The 13531-nt window shown below is 46.1% G+C and carries 12 protein-coding genes; 4 read left to right on the top strand and 8 right to left on the bottom strand.

The annotated features are described in order from the left end of the window. Position 1: 1 nt before the first annotated feature. The 4 genes from DYD21_RS04710 to DYD21_RS04725 form a co-directional block, all read right to left on the bottom strand. On the bottom strand, positions 2 to 880 hold the full coding sequence (locus DYD21_RS04710) for a CsgE family curli-type amyloid fiber assembly protein (RefSeq protein ID WP_116033296.1): 879 nt from the start codon (positions 878 to 880) through the stop codon (positions 2 to 4). A gap of 429 nt (positions 881 to 1309) precedes the next feature. Beyond that, positions 1310 to 3265 carry a hypothetical protein gene (locus tag DYD21_RS04715; RefSeq protein ID WP_116033301.1) on the bottom strand — a complete coding sequence of 652 codons (1956 nt, stop codon included), beginning with the start codon at positions 3263 to 3265 and terminating at the stop codon, positions 1310 to 1312. Continuing rightward, positions 3262 to 3864: a hypothetical protein gene (locus DYD21_RS04720; protein WP_147303495.1), complete on the bottom strand. Its 603-nt coding sequence runs from the start codon at positions 3862 to 3864 to the stop codon at positions 3262 to 3264. Before DYD21_RS04720 ends, DYD21_RS04715 begins: the two co-directional genes overlap by 4 nt. A gap of 132 nt (positions 3865 to 3996) precedes the next feature. Next, on the bottom strand, positions 3997 to 5160 hold the full coding sequence (locus DYD21_RS04725) for an NADP-dependent malic enzyme (RefSeq protein WP_116033310.1): 1164 nt from the start codon (positions 5158 to 5160) through the stop codon (positions 3997 to 3999). 306 nt (positions 5161 to 5466) lie between these two features. On the opposite strand from DYD21_RS04725, the gene DYD21_RS04730 reads away from it, so the two are divergent. The 3 genes from DYD21_RS04730 (at position 5467) to DYD21_RS04740 (ending at position 7070) form a co-directional block, all read left to right on the top strand. Beyond that, the gene (locus DYD21_RS04730) at positions 5467 to 5760 is read left to right on the top strand and encodes a hypothetical protein (protein ID WP_147303496.1); all 294 of its coding nucleotides are present in this window, start codon (positions 5467 to 5469) and stop codon (positions 5758 to 5760) included. 227 nt (positions 5761 to 5987) lie between these two features. After that, positions 5988 to 6521, top strand: coding sequence for a hypothetical protein (locus DYD21_RS04735; RefSeq protein WP_116033319.1), 534 nt, complete (start codon positions 5988 to 5990; stop codon positions 6519 to 6521). Positions 6522 to 6551: 30 nt separating this feature from the next. Continuing rightward, complete coding sequence (locus DYD21_RS04740; RefSeq protein ID WP_147303497.1) at positions 6552 to 7070, top strand: hypothetical protein; 519 nt, start codon at positions 6552 to 6554, stop codon at positions 7068 to 7070. A gap of 2 nt (positions 7071 to 7072) precedes the next feature. Here the strand turns inward: DYD21_RS04740 and DYD21_RS04745 are convergent, their stop codons facing one another. The 4 genes from DYD21_RS04745 to dnaX form a co-directional block, all read right to left on the bottom strand. Then, positions 7073 to 8971: a M1 family metallopeptidase gene (locus tag DYD21_RS04745; RefSeq protein ID WP_116033328.1), complete on the bottom strand. Its 1899-nt coding sequence runs from the start codon at positions 8969 to 8971 to the stop codon at positions 7073 to 7075. Between the two features lie 275 nt (positions 8972 to 9246). After that, entirely contained in the window at positions 9247 to 9852 is a 606-nt protein-coding gene (gene recR / locus DYD21_RS04755; RefSeq protein ID WP_116033336.1) for a recombination mediator RecR, read from the bottom strand. Positions 9853 to 9936: 84 nt separating this feature from the next. Continuing rightward, positions 9937 to 10287: a YbaB/EbfC family nucleoid-associated protein gene (locus tag DYD21_RS04760; RefSeq protein WP_116033340.1), complete on the bottom strand. Its 351-nt coding sequence runs from the start codon at positions 10285 to 10287 to the stop codon at positions 9937 to 9939. 99 nt (positions 10288 to 10386) lie between these two features. Further along, entirely contained in the window at positions 10387 to 12333 is a 1947-nt protein-coding gene (gene dnaX / locus DYD21_RS04765; RefSeq protein WP_116033344.1) for a DNA polymerase III subunit gamma/tau, read from the bottom strand. 153 nt (positions 12334 to 12486) lie between these two features. On the opposite strand from dnaX, the gene DYD21_RS04770 reads away from it, so the two are divergent. Next, on the top strand, positions 12487 to 13531 hold a 1045-nt coding region (locus DYD21_RS04770; RefSeq protein WP_116033347.1), incomplete at its 3' end, for a GWxTD domain-containing protein.

The raw sequence follows: 13531 nt of genomic DNA on the forward strand, positions 1-13531 counted from the left end.
TTCAATAAATTTGTACATGATGATCCCCGGTTAGCAGGTGCCTGTATGTTTGTCTCACCGCATATTCCCCCGCCTGCTGAATAAAATCGTACCGGGGCTGCAATCGCATCCGAAAAGTCTCGGTATCATTCACTTTAACGTAGATTATGGTACCCATAGACGGACTTGGCTGCTCAGATACGTTTATTGTAAAATTTCGTGCGTCTGGCGGAGATTGCCAGTTTGAGTAGAATACGTTGTAAAAATCGCGCCCGATTTTTGAACGTGTTTCATCGTGGATCATCCCATCAATTTCCAGCATAAGCTGCATTTCCGATTCTCTCTGGGCATTTTCAGATTCCGTTGTGCCCGACTGCTCATCAATGACAGCTTCAAACGCATCACGAAACGTATCTAATACCGAGGATGAATCTATATCAGAATCAGAAGACTGGGTTTCGGCAAGCAGTTCATCTTCAGGCGGCTCCGCTTTTTGTTTCAGCTCGTCGATATTGTAGAGAAAAAGGTGTGAGGGATCAGCTGAAGCCAGCGGGAGGAGAGACAGATCACAAAACGGGTCATCCAATACAAGGTTGCTGTTTTGGCCTGATGATGCGAAATTTGCGATTCGGGCTGGAATTCTAAGCGTTTGACCTACAAAAATTAGATTGGGATTCCCGATCTGATCGGCATTGGCAATGTAGATCGCTTCCCAGAAAAGGGGATTTCCGTAGTGGGCACCGATCTCATGCAGCTTATCGCCCGGCTGCACTGTGTAGCGGTGACTATCTTCCTCGCACCCGGATAAACTATCCTCCTGTGGCCCTGATAAATAATCAGACTCTGTTGATGGAAAAATTATCCCTAAAGCAAGTACGAGTATTATAAATGAATACTGCAACGTAACCCCTGTCTTTACTCCTAAACGATGAACTTAAACCTAAACCCGAAAGCGGTTGTTTCAGGATCTTGATTTCTGAAACCGCTTTTTATTGTCTGCTTTAAATTAAATCATTCAAATATTGATAGTCAAAACCCGGGAAACTGTTACTTTTAACAAATCTACCACTCCATTGAATTCTATAAGTCACTGCGTACCTTATGTTTAAAAATTTAAACTGTTTAATATTAACCTGTTTAAGGTGAAGGTTATAATTTTCTAACCAAAAGGTTTTTGGTAGCGGAGTTGCCAATAAAATTATCAAATTGCACCTCAGTTTTAACGGGTAAAAGGTTGTTCCTGTTTGATATGAAGTTCCTGCGAAACTCCTCAATTTGCCCGGTGGTATCGATGAATTTTAAAAGATTAGAATTTGCTTTATTCAGCCGATCAAAGCCGAACCTCTCCTTTCAGCCCAAATGTAAATCCTTCCCTGACCGCCAGCGGATGGGGGAAATAATCACGGTTCAGGAGATTTTTCACCATCACAACAGCACGTATTCGTTGGTTCCAAAACCACTTAGCCGCTGACATGTCGATGTTAAGGTGTGATGGAGGAGAGCTCGTAAATGTACCATAACTGAAAGGGTATTGAGTATTAAAACTCCGGTACGTCTCCCCTTCAATTGCATCAAACTCTTTCCAGCGTGTTGATGAACGATACCGGATTTGCGCGCGCAGGTCCAGGTCGTGGAATGGAGAATAGTCTGCCGAATATAGAAGCCACACATCCGGAGCTTGTTTCCAGAAATCATTGTACGCCTCCGTTCCCCCGGCCGTATAAGAAAGAGTGGTTTTGAATCTGTGCTGGAACTGGTTTGACAGATTATGATCCGCCCCCAGTGAAAACTCTATTCTGGTGCCCGATTCGTTTTCCAGCAGCTGATACATTCCCGGCCGGGTGTGGAGTGGTGCATCATACACAACCGGCTGAAACGGAATGTGGAGCGCCCGATGATGAATCAGGCTCAATGTTTGTGATATTTTCAGATCCTCGTCCGGTTCTATTTCGTTGAACAAGAAGGTCGTCCACACCGAACTGTTTCCGGGGTCTGAACTGCCAAACGAATCCCATGATATTCCGAACTGATCCTGCAGATCATAACCGCGAATGACCAGGTAATCCATAGGATTTGAATCACGGAAAAGCTTCTCCTCATATTCAGTTCTGATTCCAGTTTCCCATCTTTCAGTTGGCTGAAAGCTGAACTCTAAATCGGTCTGAACTCCCGGGTCACCTCCGTGAAGTGTCAGAGCTGTTGATACATAAAGCTGTGAACGGGTTCCAAGAAGCTGGCGACTATCAAGCATCAAATCTGCAAACCGGTTCTGTTCATTTTGCAAACCGGGTGCTTCTGTACCGATATCCCGAAATGAAGCGCCAAACCCAATGTAATTATCACCCGTCCGATATTGAAAATAGGAGTGCAGGGTAACTTTCTGTTCACTCCATCCGAACTCATGCTCAAACTGGTTTCGCCGATAGCCGATCTCCCTGTGATGAAGCTGAACATAGGATTGCATATACAAGTCATTACTCAGACGAATATCGGCGGCAACTGAATATTGATGCTGTTCAGGTTTGGCAGGGACTTCACGTCCGAGCTGACGAAAGTAGAGGAACTCATCGCTTTTTGCCGTCATAAATCGTCCGCGAATGTGAAGATCCTCACTTTTATACCCGGCTTCGGCTGCACCGCTCAGAGTTCGTGCCTCAGCCTGTAGCCACTCACCCTCGGCAGGAAATGCGACCATGTTTTTCATTCGCCGCTGAACAGATAGGTTGGTATTCATATGCCGGTGAAAACGAAAGAGTCCGCGCCCATAATAATGTCCGCGTTTGTATGTGGATTCGAGATCCACTCCCGGGCCAAACCGTTCTACATTTGGTGTGATGCGCTCCGGGTCGTACACCCATGGCCCGGGCTCACCCGCTTCATTGGTGATGATTGAAGAGCCTGTGAATGAGAATCCATCCTGTATATCTGTCGTCTGTATGGAGATATGATCGTTCGTATACCAGGGTTGGTCTGTTTCCTCCATCCGGTCGATCGAAGTCAAAACAGCTGGCAGATGAACCGGGTTTGTGATACCGAAAAAATCCACCTGCGAAGGAATACCATCGATGATAAAATCCGGCTGAGGGCCGAAATATCCGTATTTAGGTGAGTAAACCGTAAAGGATAGCCTGTCGACAGAGATATAATCGCGCCCAATCCGGTTCATGAGATCATCGGTGCGGATAATTTTATTTGATTCCAACGAATCGGGATCGGTATGAGTGATATGAGAATCAGAATATTCAGCCGGCAGGATCGAAAAAAGAAGGATAAGAAATGGTATCATCGCAGCAAGTTTTGAAGCCAGTTCGGCGATTGAAATGTGCGTGAAACGCCAATGGTTGCGTGTACAACTGAGAATGGAATCTCCAGAATTGTACGGTTGTAAGAAGCTGAGACAAACAACCTGGATTGATCTGATAGCCGATATTCAAATCGTGCAATAAATTCGTAGGCAAATTCACTTTCATTTTCATGAAATATAAACGGGTCGCCGGGCGGATCAGCATAATACTCTTTTGCGTGATCCTGGTATAGAAAATGATTTCCCAGCCGAAAGCCCGGAACGAATTGTATCCGCTCATTAAGCCCGATAGGATAGTGCCAGCCCAGGTAAACAAACGCCGACCGGAAGCCGGAATCGGGAAATGAATCTTTATTATAACGTCTGTAGCGAAGTCCCGCCTCAAATTCACCGGAATAATAGGGCGTCCTCAGTTCAAGAGTGAAACCCGGAGTATTTGACCAGTCATTCAGTATACTATTTCCGCCAACCACCACATCTCCACCCGCTGCAACATCAATTGTATGAAACGCATTCTGTGCAAGTACGGCAGAGCTGCCGTAAAAAATGATCAAAATAGTAAAGGTTAATGATCTGGGCATACATTATGTGTATGTACAAATAATGAGTACTACGTAAAAAAAGCCTGTCAGATTGTTGAGCTGATTCTATTTAAGACCTCATTCGGTCGAACAAAGCTTTTTTTTGAACTAAATCAAAAACTGTAGTCGTGATTATTTTGCAAGATCGTATACCGCTTTTGCAACGGCCGGAGCCACGTTTTTATCAAACGCACTGGGTATAATTTGCTCCTCGGTTGGATTTTCAACCTGGTTGGCGATCGCTTTAGCTGCGGCTACGTACATTTCCGTTGTAATTTCAGATGACCGTGCATCGAGCAGGCCGCGGAATATTCCGGGAAAAGCCAGCACATTGTTGATCTGGTTTGGAAAATCAGACCTGCCCGTAGCAATAATCCGCGCACCGGCTTCCATTGCGTCATCCGGCATAATTTCTGGAATAGGATTCGACATCGCAAAGATTATCGGATCGTTGTTCATGGAACGAACCATCTTTTTTGTAAGCACATTTGGCACCGATACGCCAATGAAAACATCACAATAGGAAACGGCATCTTCCAGACCGCCTTCTGTGTTTTTGATGTTCGTCAGATCCGCAATTTCTTTTTTGATCGGGGATAGATCGGTGCGGTTTTTATGTATGGTTCCCCGGCTGTCGCACACCACAATGTACTCCACGCCAACATGACGAAGCAGGTAAATGATCGCCACACCGGCCGCACCTGATCCGTTGATCATCACTTTGAGGTCCTTAAATTTCTTGCCTGTCACCTTTAAAGCGTTAAACATTCCAGCGAGAGTTACCACAGCCGTTCCGTGCTGATCATCGTGCATAACCGGAATCGAGAGTTCATCCTTCAGGCGCCGTTCTACTTCAAAACAGCGGGGAGCCGAAATATCTTCGAGGTTGATGCCTCCATACGTCGGTGCAATCATTTTCACGGCCTGAATAATCTCCTCGGTATTCTGTGAGGCGAGCACAACCGGCACCGCATCGATATCGGCAAATTTTTTGAACAGCACAGCTTTGCCTTCCATGACCGGGAGTGATGCCTCCGGACCAATATTCCCAAGTCCAAGCACGGCAGATCCGTCACTTACCACAGCCACTGAATTACTTTTCCAGGTGTAATCGTAAGCAAGAGATAGATTTTTAGAAATCTCAAGACAGGGCTGGGCTACACCGGGTGTGTAGGCAAGACTCAGGTCTTCATTGGTTTCAAGCGGCATTTTTGATGTGATGGCAACCTTGCCGCCATACTTCTTATGTGCCTCAATTGCTTTTCTTCTGTAATCGTGCTTTTTATCTGAGCTCATTCTGATAGTTTAGAGCAAAATTTTTGTAAGGATCAAAACTACGGGGATTTTTACTTTGATGCGGGTTCAATCTCAGAAATTTACCACTACAATTAAAGTTTTGTTTATAAGATAAATACGGAGCCTATTATAAAACAGTTAATTGTCTTTATATGCATCCTATAGATCTTATTTGCCAATTGAGGATGCGGAGAACGGAGTTGGAAGAGAAACTAAAACTTTTTCGAAAAATCAATAGGTATACACAAAAGTTGGTTTGTATAGATAATAAATAAACGAGGAAATACCCATAAAAAAATATTTCTATTGTCCATACATACTTTGGAGGAGTCTTATGACGAAAGTGCAACTTTACATTTCTCTGTTCTGGTTTGTTCGCTCCTTGTGACTGGATGTGATACGCTGAAGCCTAATAGCGAACCTGTTTTATTTGAAATACATCTGCAAGAGCGTTTTAAAAATGATAATGTACGAGTCGAACTCAATGGTGATTTGATCTTTGAAGAGGAAATCACGTCAAACCGGGCAGGACTTGCCAGGATATTGATCTTTAACCAAGAAGTACCTTCTGATCCAGAAGGTGTAATTGTAGCGGTATAAAAGCAGATTTCAAAGGGTGAGCATGATCTTCATGTCTGGATAGATGGTACCATTACAAAGGATACAACACTCACCTTGGCAGATACATCGTTTATTGGCATTCGATTCGATATGGACTTCGACAACAAAGTTGAAGTATATCTCAGCAAAAAAAGATTTACCTACCATTAAATGAATCATGAATAAAATAGAAACAATCGATAGGTATACACAAAAGGAATAGTACAATGAAACCACACTTCGCCACAATCGCCGTGCTTGCATGGATTTTCTTCCAACTGCTGTTTGTCTCCTGCAGCAATCCGACGGACATCACAGACACAGATTCTGCACGCATCGTATGGGGCGAGCATATCGAAGAGGTGCGCATCGGCGACGACTCAACCACAGTCGTTCAAAAGCTGGGGCCGCCAAGCTATATGATTGGAGGTGATTTTAGTGGCTGGACGTTTTACTATACTGAAGATACAGATTACCATTCGATGACGATACGAATCTCACAAGACCCTGCTTTGCATCCTGGAGTATTTTCTTTGGAAGTCTGGCGACCTTATGATGGGACCACAGAGGAGGGAGTAGGACTCGAAATGCGGCGGAAAAATGCCTTGGAATACTTGCCACAACCCGATTCCACGCAATTTCGCCCCGGTGGTGATATCTTTGACTCTTTTTTTTATGAAAAGAATACATTTTTTACAAGATATAACGAAGCGGAAAAAATGTATATGATAGGGATGGGAATCGCCCTCCCTTATCATTGAACAAATAAACCAACAATGGAGGATTGCGTTATGGAAAAAGTTATGAGTAATCTTATCACAAAGAAGGCATGGATTTGTTTCATATTCCTTCTGCCAAACATCACAATGGCTCACGACTATCTGGCCCAGAGCCTGGAATCGATCATTCAACGCTCTACCGTAATCGTAGAAGGTCAGGTATTGGAACTTCATTCTGAACGCAGCCGACACCATACGACTATAGAAGTGGTAACCATTTCGATTCGTGAAGTGATTAATGGCCAATTGGAGGATAGAACCATTGAACTGCGGTTGACCCGACTGCCTTATGAAGATCCAAACCGTCCTATCTTTCCACACTTCGAAATAGGAGAAAACGTAATCCTGCATTTAAAGAACATTAATAGCCGCTGGATTCCAATAGGGCACGATCAGGGCAAGTTCAGCATAATCGATGGCAGAATCGGTCAAAGTCAAGTAACTGTGGCCGAGTTTAAGGTCTCTATCAAAGAGTTTGCAACAGGAAAAACCGACTCGGCACCTGTACCGGAATTAGGGTGTGCCCCCTAATCTTAATCTTCAACCGGCCATTCGTTATTCCCCCGATCCACATCAGACATCCTTCGGGTCGGGTCTATTTCAATCCGGGCGATATCCTCATTCGGAATATCGATCAGGAAATCATATTCGGGAAATACCCAGGGCCAGTCGGGCAGTGTGTGGCGCTCAATACCGGGATTTTCATTCTCTTTTTCTCCCCACATAATTCGCATCGGAATGTAGTAGTGGATGATCGAGCCATCCGTCAATTCAACTTCCAGGTCAATCGGCATCGGCATCAGGCCGATACGCTCAAGAGTAATTTCTGTCTGTCCGTTTTCTGCAGGTTCAACGGATGAAACTCCGTAATCGATCGTACGCGTGGTTTCAATCCAATACTCGTAGTACCAGTCGAGCACCATTCCTGATTCACGCTCCATAATCCGAAGAAAGTCGCGTCCTTTTGGATGTTTGAACTTCCATTCTTCATAAAAGCGGTTGAGTCCGCGCTTGAGCACATCATCTCCGACAATATACCCGAGCTGATGCAGGAAAATCGCCCCCTTGGTGTACGATGCCACGCTATAGGCAGAATTTCGGTGGTAATGATCCGCATGAATGTGCATTGGCTCTTCAATGCCTGCATTTACAATATTGAAATACCCCTGGTGACGGCTCACCATCGGATCTCCTTCACCATCATTAAACAATTCATTCATAACCAGCGCAGACAGATAAACCGTAAACCCCTCATCAATCCACTGTTCGGTGGTCTCGTCATTTGCCACAACTCCTTCATACCAGGCGTGGATCAGCTCGTGAACTGTAACCCCAACCAGGCTGCCAAAATTACGATTCCCGGTGATCAGCGTACCCATGGTGTACTCCATACCGCCGTCTCCACCCTGGATCACTACATATTCATCGTAGGGATATCTGCCGTAATTCTCATTCATATACTCAAACGCCCTTGATGTGTATTCCGGCAGACGCTCCCAGTTTTCCAGAAGCTGAGCCTGGTCTTCATCTTCGGCATTTGTGGCTACGGGATCAGTCTGGTAGAAAAATCTCAGGAGCGGCCCATCGGGAACCTGGTAGGTGGTGTGGGTATAATCAGGATCCGCAGCCCACATGACGTCGTGCACATTTTCTGCCCGGAAGTTCCATGAGAGTTTTTCACCATCGGGAATGTTCAGATCACTTTCGGATTCTTCATACCCAAAACCGACTTCCTGCGGATTTTGCAGGATTGATCCTGATGCAACAACATAGTCGCGATCGATGTGAATGGTGATGTCAAAGTTCCCGAACGGAGCATGAAATTCTCTTCCGATATAGGGATTCGGATGCCATCCGCGCTCATCATACGCCGCAATTTTCGGGTACCACTGCGCCATCGAAAATCGGATTCCTTCCAGGTTATCGCGGCCGGAACGCCGGGTTTGATACGGTACCTGTGCTTCAAATTCCATCTCAAACACCACCTCTTCGCCCGGCGCAATTGGCTCAGCCAGGTGAACTTCCATGATGGTGCCCTTGATTGTAAAGTCGATCTCTGCACCATTCTGTGTCATCCACTGGATATCCTGAAAACCGATTTCAGTCTCATCGTAATGATAAATCCGGTCACGCACACGGCGGTCAGGATCATCAATTGTTCGGGATCGCTTGTCCATCATGCTGTTTGGCTGAAACGCATTGAAAAAGAGGTGATAGAAAACGCGGTCGAGCGTGTCAGGTGAATTATTGGTATAAACCAGCGTCTGGTGTCCATCAAACCGATTGGTCTCCACATGCATGTCAATCTCCATCGTATAATCAACCGCCTGCTGCCAATAACCCGGTCCCGGCTGAGATACGGCTTTGTCGGTTAGCGGAGTAAGGAGAAACAGAAAGATGAGAAGCGGCGTGATTCGTGTCGATGTGGGCATAATAATCGGTTAAATGATTTATGGGGAAGTATTCCGGATGATCATTGATTTCTTTATACAGCCGCTTAATGTAAGCAAAAAGCGGGACTCCGGTAAACCGGGCACAGCGATTCAACAGGTTTTGATGTTAAAATATTGTATCTGTACCAAGTTGGTATCCAACAGACATGGTATTTTTGTTAACGTAAACCCGCACCGGGTATCATCTAACAACGGAGAATGGATTCTGTTCGGAATGGTAGCCCTGAAAAATACCATGTCTCAGGGGTACTGGTTTAAAAGCTGGAGCGACTTGCAAATGCGCGGCTCAGAGTAGCTTCGTCGATGAACTCGAGTTCCGTTCCCATCGGGATTCCGTAGGCGATCCGTGTGACGTTAACGTCGTAGCTGAGCAGCAGTTTGTTGATGTAATAGGAGGTCGCTTCGCCTTCGGCATCGGGATTCAGGGCCAGTATCACCTCTTCAATCTGTTCATCCCCGGTGCCGATCCGTTCCAGTAACTGTTTGATGCGGATATCGTCCGGACCCACATTTTCGAGCGGAGATATCACTCCGCCCAGCACGTGATAACGGCCCCTAAACTCATTGGTTTTTTCGATGATGTAAACATCCTGAAACTCTTCAACCACACATACAACGCCATTTTGACGCTTTGGGTTGCTGCAAATTCTGCAGGGATCGCTGTCAGTAATGGTTCCGCACACGGAGCAGCGCTGCACAGATTTTTTGAGCTGAACCAGCGCATCAGCCAGGCCAAGCACCCGTTCATCGGTTTGTTTGAGCAGGTGAATCGCCATTCGCTGTGCTGATTTTCTTCCGGTACCGGGAAGTTTTGCCAGCTCTTCAATCGCGCGTTCCAGCGCCTCAGAGGTGATTTGCATCTAAATGTATCGTTAATTTAAATTACTAACGGGCAAACTGTGCACTGATGATCAGCCTTTGTTTGCCCAGCGGTTTCCGTGATTTTACAGGCCAAATTTACTGAGATCCATTCCGCCGGGAAGTCCGCCTCCGGGCATCATATCTTTGTAAGCATCCTGCATCTTCTCCTTTGCCGCCGCTTCAGCTTTGTCGAGCGCTTTATTCACACCAGCCACCACAAGATCTTCCATCATCTCTTTATCGTTCGGGTCGATGACGTCATCATCCAGGTCAATCGATACGATTTTTCGATTTCCGTTGGCCTGTACTTTCACCATACCGCCACCGGCTTCGGCATCAACGATCAGCGTGCCGAGTTCATCCTGAATCTCTTTCATCTTAGATTGCATATCCTGGAATTTGCCGAACATATCGGCCATATTAAATTGACTCATAAGTCTTAAAATTAAATGGTTTAGAATTCAGATCTGTCCGGTTTTTAAAAAACCGCAAAACCTGTTTTCGATTGATAATTATAAAGTGTGTTCAATTGATTAGTAGTCGAGCTCAGCACCAAACAGTTCAACAACGCTTTTCAGGTGCGGATCTTTCCTTTGCAACTCCTTAAATCGTTCATAGGGACTCAAAGTTTCCTTGTTTTTCGATTTTCTCTCCGCCACGCACTGTATCCGAATCCGAATTCCAACGGTCTTCTTCATCAGGTCGGAAAGTAGCTCCTGGTTTTCATCAACCATATTTGTAGCGAACTCACTATCTGCCGTTACCGTTAACCGGTTTCCGGACAGATCTTTTAGCTGTACGCGCATCATCTGGTAATAAAGCATCTGGGGGGCATCATCCTTCAATTTCCCTAAAAACTCTTTCCAGTACGGTTCAAGGTCGGAAGCCTCTGAGAGTTCAACCGGTTCAGGAATTTCCTCTTCTATAGTTGCGGTGGCCACCTCGCTCTCATCCTCCTCTTGATCCTGCGATGAACTGATTCCTTTTGCGAATCCAAGAGCCGGTTTTACCAGGTCAAAATCATCATTTTTCCGTACCCGGGTTTGCGGTTTGGACTCATCTGCGGGAAGTGCAGACGTTTTTTCTTCTTTCTGATCGATGTTTTCGTTTTGTGGGCTGACTGACTGCTCACCCCGATTCTCTGAGTGATCTTTTCCATTCGATGGATGTTCAGCTTCGGCCGCAATTTCTTTTCCTTCATCAGTATCATCATCATCGTCATCCGCAGAGAATTCATTCTCTTCATTTGTTTCCTGCACGGCAGGAGATTGCTCGTCGGCAGATTTTTTTTCGGGGGATGATGGCGCCTGCTCTGAGGTTTTTTCTTCAATTTCAGGCGATGAACTTTCAGCTACCGGAATCCCGCCGTTTTTTTTTAACCGGTTCAGGTCTTCAAGCAGGCTGTTCAGCTCACGGCTGCGGTTCATGTGGATGAGTTTCAGCAGCAGAATCTCGAAATGAACACGCGGCTGCTGTACGTCGCGCATTTTTAGCTGAGCTTCACTAACCATGTGGAGCATTCTCATCAGGTCTTCGGCTTCAAAAGCTTCTGCTGTTTGGCGGTATCTTTGTTTTGTTTCTGCTGTAGCATCCACCAGGTACATTCGCTCTGAGTTCAATGCTACATAGAGATTTCTCAAATGTTCGGTCAGCGCAGCCAAAAACTCCTGGATATCCACACCGCCCTGTATCAGGTCATTCACAAGCTGCAGGCCGGTATCAGAATTTTTCTTCTCCACAGCTTCCATAAACCGGAATAGCTGATCACTGCCTACCACATTCAGGGCCTCAACAAGATCATCATACCGTATGGAATCCCCGCAAAATGCGATCGCCTGGTCCATCAGCCCAAGCGCATCACGCAGTGCGCCATCCGCTTTTTTGGCGATAACGTGGAGAGATTCATCATCCATATCAATTCCCTCTTTTGCACAAATATCACGCAGCCGGGATACAATTTCATCTACGCTGATCCGCTTAAAATCAAACCGCTGCACGCGGGAAAGAATGGTGGGCAGAACTTTGTGCGGTTCGGTAGTGGCAAAAATAAAAATAGCGTGGGCAGGCGGTTCTTCCAGTGTTTTCAACAGGGCATTGAACGCCGCTTTACTGAGCATATGCACTTCATCCACAATAAATACCTTGTAGCGGCCATTTTGTGGGGGAATCCGAACACTCTCTCTCAGGTGGTGAATGTCATCCACTTTATTGTTTGATGCGGCGTCAATCTCCACTACATTCAGCGTTTGATTGAGCGATTCCCCGTCTACATCGGAACCTATCGAATTGATGGTTCGGGCAAGAACGCGGGCCATTGTAGTTTTCCCGACACCCCGGGGACCGCAAAACATGTAGGCGTGTGAAATACGATCCTGTTTAATTGCGTTCTTAAGGGTGTTACTGACATGTTCCTGCGAAACGATGTCATCAAAGCTCTGGGGACGGTATGTTCGAGTAAGTGCTCTGTAGTTTTGAGGCATAAAATCTGTTCTTTTATAAACCGAAAGGTACTAAAAAATGACCTTCATTTTGAGCAGAATTCTGTAAAAAGGTAATCGATTTACTGAATTACTGTTCGTTTTATCAGGATCGTTGTATTTTGGCCTAAACATAAATTTGCTGATCATACAGCTATGGCGCGCTATTGCATACTAATTATTGCAGGACTTCTAACCTTCACCACTCTCGGGCTGCCGCTGAGTGCGGAAGCTCAGCCGCAATCTCCTTATCAAAGAGGGCTGGAACAGCTATATCGCGGGCAGGTTGAAGACGCACTGTCTACCTGGGAAGAGAGTTATGAAGATTCGGAGAGGGTGGATTCCCGGATTGGATTTGAATATATCCGGATTATTACCGAGCGGGAGTTTGATGATCATTTCGAAACCGCTACCGAAATGTATTACAAAGCGGTGATGAATGGCTCGGGTGTGAATAGCCGGATCGCCCTGAGGCAGGAGATCGAGCGGCTGAAAGCGATCGTGGGAGATGGTATATACCGGCAGTGGACCGAGTGGTGGGAAGCCCAGAATAACGAACTGCGCACCGACATTCGCGGCTACTGGATTCAGCTCGATCCCACTCCCTCACGCACGGTGAATGAAAGGCTGATTGAGCACTGGCAGCGAATTGCTGAATCCCGCAACCGGTTTACGAAGAACAACTCTACCATTTATGGCACCGACGAACGCGCAATGATCTACGTTCGCTACGGTGAACCCGACCGCGTTCAGACAGGAATTCTCACCCTGCAGGACCTGAACGTGAAACCATGGCTGGAACGGCAGATCGTGCTTCGCGAAGACCATACCGGCGATGATGTTGAAGCCCGTCAGTCACGTGACCGTATGGGCGAAAGTGGTTCAGGAGCCTATTCAGCTATGCAGACAGATGCGTTAGAGTATGTAATTTATGACAATCACCGATATCCCGAATATGAAATCTGGTTTTATGATGATATTACCACAACCGGAAACGAGCCGGTGCCGTATATCTTTGGGACAAACATCCGGACCGATCAGTTTGAGCTGCGGTCAGGAATAGAGGAGTTTATACCGGAGCGGGCGTATAATGTAGATGCATTCGGCGAACGGGAGATCACTGACTTCACCCGATCGGGCCTCACGCCTGCGCTGATGCTGCAGATGCTATACTATGAACAGCTCAGTACGATCGACCCCT

This window comes from Rhodohalobacter sp. SW132 (assembly GCF_003390325.1).
Lineage (GTDB): Bacteria > Bacteroidota > Rhodothermia > Balneolales > Balneolaceae > SW132.

What these genes read in the sequence shown, in the direction of transcription:
- DYD21_RS04715 (WP_116033301.1), bottom strand. Translation starts at nt 3,265, where the DNA reads ATGATACCATTTCTTATCCTTCTTTTTTCGATCCTGCCGGCTGAATAT.
- DYD21_RS04720 (WP_147303495.1), bottom strand. Translation starts at nt 3,864, where the DNA reads ATGCCCAGATCATTAACCTTTACTATTTTGATCATTTTTTACGGCAGC.
- DYD21_RS04725 (WP_116033310.1), bottom strand. Translation starts at nt 5,160, where the DNA reads ATGAGCTCAGATAAAAAGCACGATTACAGAAGAAAAGCAATTGAGGCA.
- DYD21_RS04735 (WP_116033319.1), top strand. Translation starts at nt 5,988, where the DNA reads ATGAAACCACACTTCGCCACAATCGCCGTGCTTGCATGGATTTTCTTC.
- DYD21_RS04740 (WP_147303497.1), top strand. Translation starts at nt 6,552, where the DNA reads ATGGAAAAAGTTATGAGTAATCTTATCACAAAGAAGGCATGGATTTGT.
- DYD21_RS04745 (WP_116033328.1), bottom strand. Translation starts at nt 8,971, where the DNA reads ATGCCCACATCGACACGAATCACGCCGCTTCTCATCTTTCTGTTTCTC.
- recR (WP_116033336.1), bottom strand. Translation starts at nt 9,852, where the DNA reads ATGCAAATCACCTCTGAGGCGCTGGAACGCGCGATTGAAGAGCTGGCA.
- DYD21_RS04760 (WP_116033340.1), bottom strand. Translation starts at nt 10,287, where the DNA reads ATGAGTCAATTTAATATGGCCGATATGTTCGGCAAATTCCAGGATATG.
- dnaX (WP_116033344.1), bottom strand. Translation starts at nt 12,333, where the DNA reads ATGCCTCAAAACTACAGAGCACTTACTCGAACATACCGTCCCCAGAGC.